The organism is Streptomyces cyaneofuscatus, from assembly GCF_000718135.1.
Taxonomy (GTDB): domain Bacteria; phylum Actinomycetota; class Actinomycetes; order Streptomycetales; family Streptomycetaceae; genus Streptomyces; species Streptomyces cyaneofuscatus.
This window is the reverse complement of sequence record NZ_JOEM01000029.1, coordinates 14,107-28,800: the sequence shown is the minus strand read 5'-3', so window position 1 is coordinate 28,800 and position 14,694 is coordinate 14,107. Positions and strand designations below refer to the sequence as shown.

Annotated in this window: 13 protein-coding genes; 9 read left to right on the top strand and 4 right to left on the bottom strand. The window is 70.9% G+C overall.

Going from position 1 to position 14,694, the window contains the following annotated elements; translation table 11 throughout:
* Positions 1–57: 57 nt before the first annotated feature.
* The gene (locus IF17_RS0132950) at positions 58–1,287 is read right to left on the bottom strand and encodes a DUF349 domain-containing protein (RefSeq protein WP_030574154.1); all 1,230 of its coding nucleotides are present in this window, start codon (positions 1,285–1,287) and stop codon (positions 58–60) included.
* Between the two features lie 202 nt (positions 1,288–1,489).
* Complete coding sequence (locus IF17_RS0132945) at positions 1,490–2,284, bottom strand: peptidylprolyl isomerase (protein WP_030574151.1); 795 nt, start codon at positions 2,282–2,284, stop codon at positions 1,490–1,492.
* A 167-nt stretch (positions 2,285–2,451) separates the two neighbouring features.
* Here IF17_RS0132945 and IF17_RS0132940 point away from each other — a divergent pair, with 167 nt between their 5' ends.
* From IF17_RS0132940 to IF17_RS0132925, 4 genes are all read left to right on the top strand, one after another.
* Positions 2,452–3,141 (top strand): MBL fold metallo-hydrolase, encoded by a 690-nt coding sequence (locus tag IF17_RS0132940; protein ID WP_030574149.1) that lies wholly within the window; start codon positions 2,452–2,454, stop codon positions 3,139–3,141.
* Positions 3,142–3,162: 21 nt separating this feature from the next.
* Positions 3,163–4,425 (top strand): histidine--tRNA ligase, encoded by a 1,263-nt coding sequence (gene hisS, locus IF17_RS0132935; RefSeq protein WP_030574148.1) that lies wholly within the window; start codon positions 3,163–3,165, stop codon positions 4,423–4,425.
* Between the two features lie 276 nt (positions 4,426–4,701).
* Complete coding sequence (locus IF17_RS0132930; RefSeq protein WP_030574147.1) at positions 4,702–5,340, top strand: vitamin K epoxide reductase family protein; 639 nt, start codon at positions 4,702–4,704, stop codon at positions 5,338–5,340.
* A gap of 52 nt (positions 5,341–5,392) precedes the next feature.
* Positions 5,393–6,760, top strand: coding sequence for a replication-associated recombination protein A (locus IF17_RS0132925; RefSeq protein WP_030574145.1), 1,368 nt, complete (start codon positions 5,393–5,395; stop codon positions 6,758–6,760).
* Positions 6,761–6,782: 22 nt separating this feature from the next.
* Here IF17_RS0132925 and IF17_RS0132920 read toward each other — a convergent pair whose 3' ends face one another.
* Positions 6,783–7,484 (bottom strand): DUF2470 domain-containing protein, encoded by a 702-nt coding sequence (locus tag IF17_RS0132920; RefSeq protein ID WP_030574143.1) that lies wholly within the window; start codon positions 7,482–7,484, stop codon positions 6,783–6,785.
* Positions 7,485–7,675: 191 nt separating this feature from the next.
* Here IF17_RS0132920 and rpsD point away from each other — a divergent pair, with 191 nt between their 5' ends.
* The gene (gene rpsD / locus IF17_RS0132915; protein WP_015607373.1) at positions 7,676–8,290 is read left to right on the top strand and encodes a 30S ribosomal protein S4; all 615 of its coding nucleotides are present in this window, start codon (positions 7,676–7,678) and stop codon (positions 8,288–8,290) included.
* A gap of 17 nt (positions 8,291–8,307) precedes the next feature.
* Here rpsD and IF17_RS0132910 read toward each other — a convergent pair whose 3' ends face one another.
* Positions 8,308–10,512: an ATP-binding protein gene (locus IF17_RS0132910; RefSeq protein ID WP_030574141.1), complete on the bottom strand. Its 2,205-nt coding sequence runs from the start codon at positions 10,510–10,512 to the stop codon at positions 8,308–8,310.
* Between the two features lie 197 nt (positions 10,513–10,709).
* Between IF17_RS0132910 and IF17_RS0132905 the strand changes: the two genes are divergently transcribed.
* The 4 genes from IF17_RS0132905 to ruvX are packed head-to-tail and all read left to right on the top strand — an operon-like array spanning position 10,710 to position 14,677.
* Positions 10,710–11,174, top strand: coding sequence for a DUF948 domain-containing protein (locus IF17_RS0132905; protein ID WP_030574138.1), 465 nt, complete (start codon positions 10,710–10,712; stop codon positions 11,172–11,174).
* A gap of 7 nt (positions 11,175–11,181) precedes the next feature.
* Positions 11,182–11,526 (top strand): DUF6167 family protein, encoded by a 345-nt coding sequence (locus IF17_RS0132900; RefSeq protein ID WP_030574135.1) that lies wholly within the window; start codon positions 11,182–11,184, stop codon positions 11,524–11,526.
* Positions 11,526–14,195, top strand: coding sequence for an alanine--tRNA ligase (gene alaS / locus IF17_RS0132895; protein WP_030574133.1), 2,670 nt, complete (start codon positions 11,526–11,528; stop codon positions 14,193–14,195). The genes IF17_RS0132900 and alaS overlap by 1 nt, the downstream gene beginning before the upstream one ends.
* Before the next feature lie 8 nt (positions 14,196–14,203).
* A complete protein-coding gene (gene ruvX / locus IF17_RS0132890; RefSeq protein ID WP_030574131.1) occupies positions 14,204–14,677 on the top strand; it encodes a Holliday junction resolvase RuvX in 474 nt (157 codons plus the stop codon).
* The last annotated feature ends 17 nt before the right edge of the window (positions 14,678–14,694 follow it).

Here is a 14,694-nt window from a genome sequence, read left to right as displayed (position 1 = left end):
GAAAGGCCCCGGTACGCATCGCGTACCGGGGCCTTTCCGACAGCCGTACAGCCCGTATCAGCCGCCGAACTCCTCCAGGCCCTTGAGCGCCTGGTCCAGCAGCGCCTGCCGGCCCTCCAGCTCCTTGGCCAGCTTGTCCGCGCGGGCGTTGTTGCCCTGGGCGCGCGCGGTGTCGATCTGCCCGCGCAGCTTGTCCACGGCCGCCTGGAGCTGACCGGTCAGACCCTCGGCGCGGGCCCGCGCCTCCGGGTTCGTCCGGCGCCACTCGGACTCCTCGGACTCCTGGAGCGCCCGCTCCACCGCCTGCATCCGGCCCTCGACCTTGGGCCGGGCGTCACGCGGTACGTGGCCGATGGCCTCCCAGCGCTCGTTGATGGACCGGAACGCGGCGCGGGCCGCCTTCAGGTCCTTCACCGGCACCAGCTTCTCGGCCTCCGCGGCGAGTTCCTCCTTGAGCTTGAGGTTCTCGCCCTGCTCGGCGTCCCGCTCCGCGAAGACCTCGCTGCGGGCGGCGAAGAAGACGTCCTGGGCACCGCGGAAACGGTTCCACAGGTCGTCCTCGGCCTCGCGCTGGGCGCGGCCCGCAGCCTTCCACTCGGTCATCAGGTCGCGGTAGCGCGCGGCCGTGGTGACCCAGTCCGTGGAACCGGACAGCGCCTCGGCCTCGGTGACCAGCTTCTCCTTGGCCTTACGGGCGTCCTCGCGCTGGGCGTCCAGTGCGGCGAAGTGGGCCTTGCGCCGCTTGGAGAACGCCGAGCGGGCGTGCGAGAAGCGGTGCCACAGCTCGTCGTCCGACTTGCGGTCCAGACGGGGGAGACCCTTCCAGGTGTCCACCAGTGCCCGCAGCCGCTCACCGGCCGACCGCCACTGCTCGCTCTGCGCCAGCTCCTCCGCCTCGGCGACCAGCGCCTCCTTGGCGTGCTTGGCCTCGTCGGTCTGCTTGGCCTTGAGGACCTTGCGCTCCTCGCGCCGCGCCTCGACCGTCGCCACGAGCGCGTCCAGCCGCTTGCGCAGCGCGTCCAGGTCGCCCACCGCGTGGTGCTCGTCCACCTGCTGGCGCAGGTGGTCGATCGCGGTCGTCGCGTCCTTCGCCGACAGATCGGTGGTCTTCACCCGCCGTTCGAGGAGGCCGATCTCGACCACAATGCCGTCGTACTTGCGCTCGAAATAGGCCAGAGCCTCCTCAGGCGAACCGGCCTGCCACGATCCGACGACCTGCTCGCCGTCGGCTGTACGCACGTACACGGTGCCCGTCTCATCGACGCGGCCCCACGGGTCGCTGCTCACAGCGCCTCCTCCACCTGATGCCTGCGAGGGGTTGTGCCCCCCGGGCATCGTCCACAGTTTCCTCGGGCGGGCCTCGCCCGCCCTGCACAACGCCAATCTAGGCGACCGGCCGCCCGGCTGTCCGCACTCAGCGCGGCCGAAATTATCCGCTCCCGCCCGGCGGCCCGGCGTACGAGACCCGCCCCGGGACCGTGCGGCCGGATCAGCTCTTCTTCACGGTCGCCTTCTCGATCTCCACGGCCTTCTTCGGCGCACCGTCGCCCGCGCCGCCCTCGACACCCGCGGCGCCGACCTTCTCCACGTTCTTCAGGGAGGCCTTGTCGAGCTTGCCGAACGGGGTGTACGTGGGGGGCAGCTTGGTGTCCTTGTAGACCAGGAAGAACTGGCTGCCGCCGGTGCCCGGCTGGCCGGTGTTGGCCATCGCCACCGTGCCCGCGGGGAACGTCACGGTGCCGTCGTCGCCGGCCTTGCCGAGCGCCGTGAGGTTCTCGTCCGGGATGTTGTAGCCGGGACCGCCCGTGCCGTCACCCTTCGGGTCACCGCACTGCAGGACGAAGATGCCCTGCGTGGTGAGGCGGTGGCACTTCGTCCCGTCGAAGTAGCCCTTGTCGGCGAGCGCCTTGAAGGAGTTCACCGTCTGCGGGGTCTTCACCGCGTCCATGGCGAACGCCATCTCACCCTGGCTCGTCCCCAGCGACATCGTGTACGTCGCCTTCTTGTCGATCTTCATCGGCGGCAGGGGAGCCTTGCTCTCGCTCTCCGAGGGCGTCGGCTCCGGACTCCGGCTCGCCGCCGCGTCGGTCTTCTTGTCGTCCTTGCCGTCGTCCTTGCCCGCCACGACGAACGCGCTCACCCCGACGACGGCGACCACGGCCACCGAGGCCGCGACGATCGCGGTGATGCGCCTCGTCCTGCGACGGGCTTCCTCCCGGCGCTTCTGCTGGCGCTCGAACTTCTCCCGGGCGAGCTGCCGCCGCCGCTGTTCGCTGCTGGACACCGGTTGGGCTCCTTGTTACGTCGGGACGTCGGGGGTACGTCGTGGATTCGGGGCTGGGCTGCCCGTACCGTATATGGGTTACCTGTGTCATGAGGAGCGCCGGTAGGCTCTGATCTGCTGCATCCTTCGCCGCTGCCGCATCCTCCGGACGAACATTAAGGACGATCGTGCTCATTGCCGGGTTCCCCGCCGGGGCCTGGGGGACCAATTGCTACCTGGTCGCCCCCGCCGCCGGTGAGGAGTGCGTGATCATCGACCCGGGCCACCAGGCCGCCCAGGGCGTCGAGGAAGCGCTGAAGAAGCATCGGCTCAAGCCCGTCGCCGTCGTGCTCACCCACGGCCACATCGACCATGTCGCCTCGGTCGTCCCCGTCTGCGGCGCCCATGACGTCCCCGCCTGGATCCACCCCGAGGACCGCTACATGATGAGCGACCCGGAGAAGGCGCTCGGCCGCTCCATCGGGATGCCGCTCATGGGCGAGCTGACCGTGGGGGAGCCGGACGACGTCAAGGAGCTGACCGACGGGTCGAAGCTGACCCTGGCCGGGCTGGAGTTCGGCGTCTCGCACGCGCCCGGCCATACCAAGGGGTCGGTGACGTTCGGGATGCCCGAGGCCGCGGACATTCCGCCGGTCCTCTTCTCGGGCGACCTGCTCTTCGCCGGCTCCGTCGGACGTACCGACCTGCCCGGCGGCGACCACGCCGAGCTCCTCGAGTCGCTGGCCCGTGTGTGCCTGCCGCTCGACGACTCGACCGTGGTGCTGTCCGGCCACGGCCCCCAGACGACCATCGGCCGCGAGCGCGCCACCAACCCGTTCCTGAACGGTCTGGACGCGTCGCCGCGCCGAGGACTGTAGAAGACGAGAGACGCAAACCACGTGAGCACCTTTCAGGCCCCCAAGGGCACGTACGACCTGACCCCGCCGGACTCCGCGAAGTTCCTGGCGGTGCGCGAGGCCATCTCCGCGCCCCTGCGCGACTCCGGCTACGGCTACATCGAGACACCCGGCTTCGAGGACGTCGAACTCTTCGCGCGCGGCGTCGGTGAGTCCACCGACATCGTCACCAAGGAGATGTACACCCTCACCACCAAGGGCGGCGCCGAGCTGGCGCTGCGCCCCGAGGGCACCGCGTCCGTCCTGCGCGCCGCCCTGGAGGCCAACCTCCACAAGGCCGGCAACCTCCCGGTCAAGCTCTGGTACTCCGGCTCGTACTACCGCTACGAGCGCCCGCAGAAGGGCCGCTACCGCCACTTCTCGCAGGTCGGCGCCGAAGCCATCGGCACCGAGGACCCGGTCCTGGACGCCGAGCTGATCATCCTGGCCGACCAGGCGTACCGCTCGCTCGGCCTGCGACAGTTCCGCATCCTGCTGAACTCGCTCGGCGACAAGGAGTGCCGCCCCGTCTACCGCGAGGCGCTCCAGACCTTCCTGCGCGACCTCGACCTCGACGAGGAGACCCGCCGCCGCATCGAGATCAACCCGCTGCGCGTCCTGGACGACAAGCGGCCCGACGTACAGAAGCAGCTCACCGACGCCCCCAAGCTCCGCGACTACCTCTGCGACGCCTGCAAGGCGTACCACGAGGAGGTCCGCGCGCTGCTGACGGCGGCCGGAGTCGTGTACGAGGACGACGAGAAGCTCGTCCGCGGCCTCGACTACTACACCCGCACCACCTTCGAGTTCGTCCACGACGGCCTGGGCTCCCAGTCCGCGGTGGGCGGCGGCGGCCGCTACGACGGCCTCTCCGAGATGATCGGCGGCCCCGCGCTGCCGTCGGTCGGCTGGGCCCTCGGCGTGGACCGCACGGTCCTCGCCCTGGAGGCCGAGGGCGTCGAGCTCGACCTGCCCGTCACCACCAGCGTCTACGCGGTCCCGCTCGGCGAGGAGGCCCGCCGGGCCCTCTTCACCGTGGTCACCGAGCTGCGTCGCGCCGGCATCGCCGCCGACTTCGCCTTCGGCGGCCGCGGCCTGAAGGGCGCCATGAAGAGCGCCAACCGCTCGGGCGCCCGCTACACCCTGGTGGCCGGCGAACGCGATCTGGCCGAGGGAGCCGTCCAGCTGAAGGACATGGAGTCCGGCGAGCAGAGCGCGGTGCCGCTGTCCGAGGTCGTCGCGGAGCTGACGAAGCGGCTGGGCTGAGACACGACGGAACGGGCGCGGCGGGGGAACAGACTTCAAGTTCCCCCGCCGCGCTTCTGTCATTGCGTGCCCGGCCTCGTACGTCAACACGGAGAAGCCTGATTCATCCCGCCGAACCGTTTCCGACCCAAGGAGCCCGGACCGTGCCGGGGCCCGGTGGGCGGGCCCCGTGCCGCCCACCGGCCGTACACCTTTATGTCCACCGAACGGCTGACCCGTCCAGGGGTGCGGCACAATGACCGTGCCCGGCTGACCACTCAGTGATGGAACGGCGATATGACGACTGCAGCGGTAGACCACCACTCCCCGTCCCACCTGGACGAGGACGGCGGTAAGCGCACCTTCGGGGCCGGACGGGGACTCGCCCTGCTTCTGGTGATCACCGGCGCGGCCGGTCTGCTGGCCTCGTGGGTCATCACCATCGACAAGTTCAAGCTGCTGGAGGACCCCTCCTTCACGCCCGGCTGCAGCCTCAACCCGGTCGTCGCGTGCGGCAACATCATGAAGAGCGAGCAGGCTTCGGCGTTCGGTTTCCCCAACCCGATGCTCGGCCTGGTCACGTACGGCATGGTCATCGCCATCGGGATCGGCCTGCTCGCCGGCGCCCGTTACCGCAGCTGGTTCTGGCTCGGGCTCAACGCGGGAACCCTGTTCGGCGTCGGCTTCTGCACCTGGCTCCAGTACCAGTCGCTGTACAACATCAACTCGCTCTGCCTGTGGTGCTGCCTGGCCTGGGTCGCGACGATCATCATGTTCTGCTACGTGACCACGCACAACGTCAAGCACCGCATCCTCCCCGCGCCCGCGTGGTTGCGCAGCGGGCTGACCGAGTTCCACTGGGTGCCGCCGGTGCTGTGGATCGGGATCATCGGGATGCTGATCCTGACGCGCTGGTGGGACTTCTGGACCAGCTGACCGGCGCCCACCGCCCGGGGCACTGTCAGTGGGGTCGCATAGGCTTCATGACGTGGAGCCCGACCTCTTTACCGCAGCCGCCGAAGACCGCCAGGAGAAGGACCCGTCCAGCAGCCCCCTCGCTGTCCGGATGCGTCCGCGCGTCCTCGACGAGGTCGTCGGCCAGCAGCATCTGCTGAAGCCGGGCTCGCCGCTGCGCCGGCTCGTCGAGGGGAGCGGCGGTCCGGCCGGTGCCTCGTCGGTGATCCTGTGGGGCCCGCCCGGCACCGGGAAGACGACTCTGGCGTACGTGGTCAGCAAGGCCACCAACAAGCGCTTCGTGGAGCTCTCCGCGATCACCGCGGGCGTCAAGGAGGTCCGGGCCGTCATCGAGAGCGCGCGCCGCGCCACCGGTGGCTTCGGCAAGGAGACCGTCCTCTTCCTGGACGAGATCCACCGCTTCTCCAAGGCCCAGCAGGACTCCCTGCTCCCCGCCGTGGAGAACCGCTGGGTGACCCTGATCGCCGCCACCACGGAGAATCCGTACTTCTCGATCATCTCCCCGCTGCTCTCGCGCTCCCTGCTGCTCACCCTGGAGCCGCTCACCGACGACGACCTGCGGGATCTGCTGCGCCGGGCGCTGACCGACGAGCGCGGGCTCGGCGGAGCCGTCTCCCTCCCCGAGGACGCGGAGGCGCACCTCCTGCGCATCGCGGGCGGCGACGCGCGCCGGGCGCTCACGGCGCTGGAGGCGGCGGCCGGTGCGGCGCTCGCCACGCACGAGGCGGAGATCACGCTGGAGACGGTCGAGGCGACCGTCGACCGGGCCGCCGTGAAGTACGACCGCGACGGCGACCAGCACTACGACGTGGCCAGCGCGCTCATCAAGTCCATCCGCGGCTCCGACGTGGACGCCGCCCTGCACTATCTGGCCCGGATGATCGAGGCGGGGGAGGACCCCCGGTTCATCGCCCGGCGGCTGATGATCTCCGCCAGCGAGGACATCGGCCTCGCCGACCACACCGCCCTGCCGACGGCGGTGGCGGCCGCCCAGGCCGTCGCGATGATCGGCTTCCCGGAGGCGGCGCTGACCCTCAGCCACGCCACGATCGCCCTCGCGCTCGCGCCCAAGTCCAACGCGGCGACGCTCGCGATCTCCGCCGCGCAGGAGGACGTACGGAAGGGGCTCGCGGGCCCCGTCCCGGCCCATCTGCGCGACGGTCATTACAAGGGCGCGGCCAAGCTCGGCCACGCCCAGGGCTATGTCTATCCGCACGACGTCCAGGGCGGTATCGCTGCCCAGCAGTACGCGCCGGACGCGGTCCGCGACCGGCTGTACTACACCCCCACCCGGCACGGCGCCGAGGCGCGGTACGCGGACGTGGTCGAGCGGGTCCGCGAGCGCCTGGGCCGTACTCCCAAAGGCGCGGACCCGTCCTGACCCGACGACGGCGGTCCCGGAATCAGGACGCGGCCGCCTCGAAGAGGGTGTGCATCGCCCGGCGCAGCTCGGTGACGTCCCGTACGGGCTCCGGGAACTCGAAGCGGGCGTCGAAGCACGACCCCCTGTCCTCCACGAAGCGCACCCGCAGCCCGAAGCGGTCCAGCGCCACGGGCACGGCGGTGGGCTGGTGGGAGGAGCAGGCCCGCGCCGTGCGCTCGCCGAGCAGCCCGCACAGGGTGCGCATCTGGTCGCCGTGGGCGGAGTGCAGGTGCTGGAGCAGCTCCGCCTCGTGGCCGGCCAGCGGATCGGGGGCGGCGTCCCGGAAGTCCTCCGCCTCGATGTCCTCGGCGCCCCAGAGGTCGTCCACGTACGCCTCTCCGAATTCCAGGCGCAGCATCATGCGGCCCGGTTCCGCGAGGCCGGGTACGGAGGTGAGCCAGCCGGAGACCCAGGCGCGGCCGCGGATACGGTGGGGTACGGAGACCGGGGCGACGTCCGTGATCTCCAGCACGGCCGTCAGCTCGTCGCCCTGGGCGTGCGTCGCGGCCCGGACTGCCGGGGAATCCGCGGGGAATTCGAGGAACAGGTCGCCCTCGGGCCCTACGGTCCGGCTGTCCGGAACCAGGGGTTCGGCGCGGGCCAGATCCAGCCCCGGTACGACGAGCAGCGCGGAGCAGGTACTCTGTACGAGAGTTCGTGTGCGCTCGGCTGCTGACGGCATCCGAGTGGTATCAAGCCCGCTGGGACGCGGCTGACCACGATCAGATCGGCCTTCCGTCGTAGCAGCACCGTCTGAAGAGGTGCTGCCGCTGTCTGTGCTGTCCGTGACGTGAGTGGTGTTCCCAGGGCGAGACATGCGATCTCCTTGAGTAAGGTAAGCCTAACCTAACCTACAATGGAGGTCTGGAGAACGTGCCTAACCAGTCGCGTCCCAAGGTCAAGAAGTCGCGTGCCCTCGGCATCGCTCTGACGCCCAAGGCTGTCAAGTACTTCGAAGCGCGTCCGTACCCGCCGGGCGAGCACGGCCGTGGCCGCAAGCAGAACTCGGACTACAAGGTCCGTCTGCTGGAGAAGCAGCGCCTGCGTGCGCAGTACGACATCAGCGAGCGCCAGATGGCGCGCGCCTACGACCGCGCCAAGAAGGCCGAAGGCAAGACGGGCGAGGCGCTGGTCGTCGAGCTCGAGCGCCGTCTCGACGCCCTGGTCCTGCGTTCGGGCATCGCCCGCACCATCTACCAGGCCCGTCAGATGGTCGTCCACGGCCACATCGAGGTCAACGGTGGCAAGGTCGACAAGCCGTCCTTCCGCGTGCGCCCCGACGACGTCGTCCAGGTCCGCGAGCGCAGCCGCACCAAGGTCCCCTTCCAGGTGGCCCGCGAGGGTGGCTACGACACCGACGGTGAGACCCCGCGCTACCTCCAGGTGAACCTGAAGGCCCTGGCCTTCCGCCTGGACCGGGACCCGAACCGCAAGGAGATCCCGGTGATCTGCGACGAGCAGCTCGTCGTCGAGTACTACGCCCGCTGATCCAGGCGTAGCCGCTCTCACCAGCGCTCCGGCCCGCCCCTCCCTGTCATCCGGGAGGCGGCGGGCCTTCGCGTTCCCCCGGCGGAGGGACCACTCTCCGCCCCGGGCGTGTCGCGGCGCTCCCGGCCACCCCCACCCCCCAGCGCCCGCTCGACCACGGCGGCCCGGTCCAGCCGACGACCGGCCCGCAGTCCCGCCTCGTACGCCGCGTCCCCCAGCTCCCGCCGCACCTGCTCCTCGCACTCCACCCGCGGCCGCCCGAAATACACCGAGCCGAACAGCGGCAGCCCCACCGAGGGCCAGATCCGCTCCGCCGCCCCCTGGAGCACCGCCGCCTCCCCGGCATCGCCCTCCACCGCTGTCACCAGCGCCAGCAGCTCCAGCGAGAGCGCGGTGACCAGCAGGTCGTCGAAGGTCCGGCCGATCGACAGGCACTCCCCGAGCATCCGCCGCGCCCGCTCCGGCAGCCCCCGCCGCAGCGCCGCGTACGCCAGGACATAGAGCGCGTACGCCAGCGCCCACCGCTCCCCATGGTCCTCGCAGAGCTCCCGGACCTCCTCGCAGATGTCCGCCGCCGCGTCCAGGTCACCCTGGAAGGCCACCGCCATGGCCAGCTCCACCTGGGCCATCACCACGTTGCTGTTCAGCTCGCCGATCTCCCGGTAGCGGCCGAGCGCCTCCCGCAGCAGCTCCTCGGCGCGCGCCGGGTCGTCCGTGACGATCGCCAGGCAGCCCGTACGGTGCACCGCGTACGCCGTCGCCGTCGCGTCCCCGGACCGCTCGGCCTCCTCCCGGCACTCCTGGAGCGCCGAGATCGCCCCGACCGCGTCCCCCTGGAGCACCGCCACATACCCCAGCACCCACAGCACCTTCAGCCGCGAGGCGTCGTACGGGGTCGGCTCCTCCAGTACGTGCTCCAGCCAGTACCGGCCCTCCGACAGCCGCCCGCACCCCGCCCAGTAGAACCAGAGCGAGCCCGCCAGGTGGTGGGCGAGATGGACCTCGTCGGGGCTCTCCATGGAGCACTCCATCGCCCGCCGGAGGTTGGGCAGTTCGGCGTCGATCCGGGCCGCCACCTCCGCCTGCCGCGCCGAGAACCAGTCCAGCTCGCACCAGGTCGCAAGCCCCAGGAACCAGTCCCGGTGCCGGCGCCGCATCCGCCGGGTGTCGCCGGCCGCCGCCAGCCACTCGGCGCCGTACTCGCGGACCGACTCCAGCAGCCGGTACCGGGTGCCCGTCACACCGTCCTCACGCTCCACCACCGACTGCGCCAGCAGCTCCTCCAGCACGTCGAGCACCGCGTCGGCCGGCAGACCGGCGCCGCCGCAGATGTACTCGGCTGCCTCCAGGTCGAACTGCCCGGCGAAGACCGAGAGCCGCGCCCACAGCAGCCGCTGTTCGGGTGTGCACAGCTCATGGCTCCAGCCGATGGCCGTACGCAGCGCCCGGTGCCGGGGCGGAGCGCCGCGGCTGCCGCCGGTCAGCAGCCGGAACCGGTCGTCGAGGCGCAGCAGCACCTGGTCGACGGAGAGGGCGCGCAGCCGCCCCGCGGCCAGTTCCAGCGCCAGCGGAATCCCGTCGAGGCGGTGGCAGAGCTCCAGCGTGGCCGCCCGGTCTCCGGCCGTCGGCTCACGGTCCGGCCGCACCGAGCGGGCCCGCTCCGCGAAGAGCTCCACCGCGTCCTCGTCGCACATAGGGGCCAGGGTGAACGTCACTTCACCGTCCACCAGAAGAGGGCGGCGCCCGGCCGCGAGCACCTGGAGCCCTGGCGCCCGCCGCAGCAACTCCCGTACGAGATCGGCGCAGCCCTCCACCAGGTGCTCGAAGCCGTCCAGCACCAGCAGCGCCCGGCGTTCGCGGAGGTGCTCGACGAGCACGGTGCGCGGCGGCCTGCCCGTGTGGTCGGTAAGACCGAGCGCCTCGACCACGGCGTGCTCCAGCAGGCCGGGCTCGCGGACCGGGGACAGCTCGGCGAGCCAGACCCCGTCGCAGTACCGTTTCTCCGTCAGCGCGGCGACCCGGCCGGCACACCGGGTCTTGCCCACGCCCGCCACTCCGACGACGGTGACGAGTCTGGACTCCTCCAGCAGCCCGCCCAACGCCGCCAGTTCGGTTGCGCGGCCCACGAACCGGTTCAGCTCCGCCGGGACGTTGCCGACCGGGGCGGATCGGGGGGAGTCCGGATCGTCCGGGCCGGTGGAGGGGTGCTGCAGGCGTCGCATGAAACACGCAGGGTACTGGCCCGCATGCTCTCCGTACAATCCGGTCGTCGGAGCCCGCCCCCGCCGCCGGCGAATGGGGCGGGGCCCGCCGGGAATGCGGTACGGCAGGAGATGTGCGGCGCGATAGGCTCGTGGATAGACAAGCGACAAGCAGACAAGCGACGAGCAGAGAGCGGTGCACAGTGTCCGGTGGAGAGGTGGCCGGGATCCTCGTGGCCGTCTTCTGGGCGATCCTGGTCTCGTTCCTCGCCGTGGTGCTGGTGAGGCTCGCCCAGACGCTCAAGGCGACCACCAAGCTGGTGGCGGACGTGACCGAACAGGCCGTTCCGCTGCTGGCCGACGCCTCGGCGACGGTGCGTTCCGCCCAGACCCAGCTGGACAAGGTCGACGCCATCGCGAGCGACGTCCAGGAGGTCACCTCCAACGCCTCCGCGCTCTCCACCACCGTCGCCTCCACCTTCGGCGGACCGCTCGTCAAGGTCGCGGCGTTCGGCTACGGCGTCCGGCAGGCCCTCGGCCGCCGCACCGCCCCCGCCCCCGAGCCCGAACCGGAACCGGCGCGGAGCCGCTCCTCCCGCCGCACGGTGATCGTCGGCCGGACCGTACCTTCGGCGCGCGGACGTAAGCGCGAACGCCGAAACACCCGCGGACAGAAGGACTGATCCAGCGATGTTCCGCCGCATGTTCTGGTTCACCACCGGCGCAGCCGCCGGTGTCTGGGCCACCACCAAGGTCAACCGCAAGCTCAAGCAGCTGACGCCCGAGAGCCTCGCGGCGCAGGCCGCCGACAAGGCGATCGAGACCGGCCACCGGCTCAAGGACTTCGCACTCGACGTCCGCGAGGGAATGGTCCGGCGCGAAGCCGAACTGGGCGGCGCGCTGGGCCTGGAGGCACCGGTCGACCCCGACCTCCCCGTCCAGCGGCACTACGCCGTCGAGGCGGCCGAGCCCGCCCACCCGAACACGTACCGCAAGCTCCCCTACAACCCGAACAACCGGAATGAGGACCACTGATGGAGTCGGCTGAAATCCGCCGCCGCTGGCTGAGCTTCTTCGAGGAGCGCGGTCACACCGCCGTGCCTTCGGCGTCGCTCATCGCGGACGACCCGACTCTGCTGCTGGTCCCCGCGGGCATGGTCCCCTTCAAGCCGTACTTCCTCGGCGAGGTCAAGCCGCCCGCCCCGCGCGTCACCAGCGTGCAGAAGTGCGTGCGTACGCCGGACATCGAAGAGGTCGGCAAGACCACCCGCCACGGCACCTTCTTCCAGATGTGCGGCAACTTCTCCTTCGGGGACTACTTCAAGGAAGGCGCCATCCAGCTCGCCTGGGAGGCGCTGACCAACTCCGTCGAGGACGGCGGTTACGGTCTCGACCCCGAGAAGCTCTGGATCACGGTCTACCTCGACGACGACGAGGCCGAGGCCATCTGGCGCGACAAGATCGGCGTCCCCGCCGAGCGCATCCAGCGCCTGGGCAAGAAGGACAACTTCTGGTCCATGGGCGTCCCCGGACCCTGCGGCCCCTGTTCGGAGATCAACTACGACCGCGGCCCCGAGTTCGGCGTCGAGGGCGGCCCCGCCGTCAACGACGAGCGCTACGTGGAGATCTGGAACCTGGTCTTCATGCAGTACGAGCGCGGCGCCGGCGACGGCAAGGAGGACTTCCCGATCCTCGGGGACCTGCCGTCGAAGAACATCGACACCGGTCTCGGCCTCGAACGCCTCGCCATGATCCTGCAGGGCGTGCAGAACATGTACGAGACCGACACCCTGCGCGTCGTCATGGACAAGGCCACCGAGCTGACCGGCGTCCGCTACGGCGCCGAGAAGGGCACGGACGTCTCGCTCCGCGTCGTCGCCGACCACATCCGTACGTCGGTGATGCTCATCGGCGACGGCGTCACCCCCGGCAACGAGGGCCGCGGCTACGTCCTGCGCCGCATCATGCGCCGCGCCATCCGCAACATGCGCCTGATGGGCGCCACCGGATCGGTCGTCAAGGACCTGGTCGACGTCGTGATCGACACGATGGGGCTCCAGTACCCCGAGTTGATCACCGACCGCAAGCGCATCGAGACGGTCGCGCTCGCCGAGGAGGCCGCCTTCCTCAAGGCCCTCAAGGGCGGCACCAACATCCTGGAGACCGCCGTCACCGAGACCAAGGCCGCCGGCGGCCAGGTCCTCCCGGGCGACAAGGCGTTCCTGCTCCACGACACCTGGGGCTTCCCGATCGACCTGACCCTGGAGATGGCCGCCGAGCAGGGGCTCTCCGTGGACGAGGACGGCTTCCGCCGCCTCATGCAGGAGCAGCGCGACAAGGCCAAGGCCGACGCCCGCGCCAAGAAGACCGGTCACGCCGACCTGTCCGCCTACCGCGAGGTGGCCGACACCTCCGGCGCCACCGAGTTCACCGGCTACACCGCCACCGCCGGCGAGTCGACCATCGTCGGCCTGCTGGTCGACGGGGTGCCCTCGCCCGCCGCCACCGAGGGCGACGAGGTCGAGGTCGTCCTCGACCGCACCCCCTTCTACGCCGAGGGCGGCGGCCAGCTCGCCGACACCGGCCGCATCCGGCTGGACACCGGCGCCGTCATCGAGATCCGCGACGTCCAGAAGCCGGTCCCCGGCGTCCACGTCCACAAGGGTGTCGTCCAGGTCGGCGAGGTGACGGTCGGGGCCCCGGTCTTCGCCTCCATCGACTCCACCCGCCGCCGGGCCATCGCCCGCGCCCACAGCGCCACCCACCTCACCCACCAGGCGCTGCGCGACGCGCTCGGTCCGACGGCCGCCCAGGCCGGTTCGGAGAACTCGCCGGGCCGCTTCCGCTTCGACTTCGGTTCGCCCGCCGCCGTTCCCGGCACGGTCCTCACCGACGTCGAGCAGAAGATCAACGAGGTCCTCTCGCGCGAACTCGACGTCCAGGCCGAGGTCATGTCGATCGACGAGGCCAAGAAGCAGGGCGCCATCGCGGAGTTCGGCGAGAAGTACGGCGAGCGGGTCCGGGTCGTCACCATCGGCGACTTCTCCAAGGAGCTGTGCGGCGGCACCCACGTCCACAACACCGCCCAGCTCGGCCTGGTCAAGCTGCTCGGCGAGTCCTCCATCGGCTCCGGCGTACGCCGCATCGAGGCCCTCGTCGGCGTGGACGCGTACAACTTCCTCGCCCGCGAGCACACGGTCGTCGCCCAGCTCCAGGAACTGGTCAAGGGCCGTCCCGAGGAGCTTCCGGAGAAGATCGCGGGCATGCTCGGCAAGCTGAAGGACGCCGAGAAGGAGATCGAGAAGTTCCGCGCGGAGAAGGTCCTCGCGGCCGCCGCCGGACTGGTCGAGTCCGCCAAGGACGTACGCGGCGTCGCCCTGGTCACCGGCCAGGTCCCCGACGGCACCTCCGCCGACGACCTGCGCAAGCTGGTCCTCGACGTCCGCGGCCGTATCCAGGGCGGCCGCCCGGCCGTCGTGGCCCTGTTCACCACGGCCAACGGCCGCCCGCTCACCGTCATCGCCACCAACGAGGCCGCCCGCGAACGCGGTCTCAAGGCCGGTGACCTCGTCCGTACGGCCGCCAAGACCCTCGGCGGCGGTGGCGGCGGCAAGCCGGACGTCGCCCAGGGCGGCGGCACGAACCCGGCCGCCATCGGCGACGCCGTCGCCGCTGTCGAACGCCTCGTCACCGAGACGGCGTGACGGGCGGGATGACGCAGATGCGCCGCGGACGACGGCTCGCCGTCGACGTCGGGGACGCCCGGATCGGGGTCGCCTCGTGCGACCCCGACGGGATCCTGGCCACGCCGGTGGAGACCGTGCCGGGACGCGATGTCCCGGCCGCCCACCGGCGGCTCCGCCAGATCGTGGAGGAGTACGAGCCGATCGAGGTCATCCTCGGTCTGCCGCGCTCGCTCGGCGGCGGCGAGGGCCCGGCGGCAGCCAAGGTCCGCGACTTCGCCCAGGCGTTCGCCAGTTCGATCGCGCCCGTTCCGGTGCGTCTGGTGGACGAGAGGATGACCACAGTGACGGCCGCTCAGGGCATGCGCGCCTCGGGCGTGAAGTCCAAGAAGGGCCGGTCTGTCATCGACCAGGCTGCCGCTGTGGTGATCCTTCAGAACGCTCTGGAGTCCGAACGGGCGTCAGGCAATCCCCCGGGTGAGGGCGTCGAAGTGGTTGTCTGATCGCGATACGGTAACGT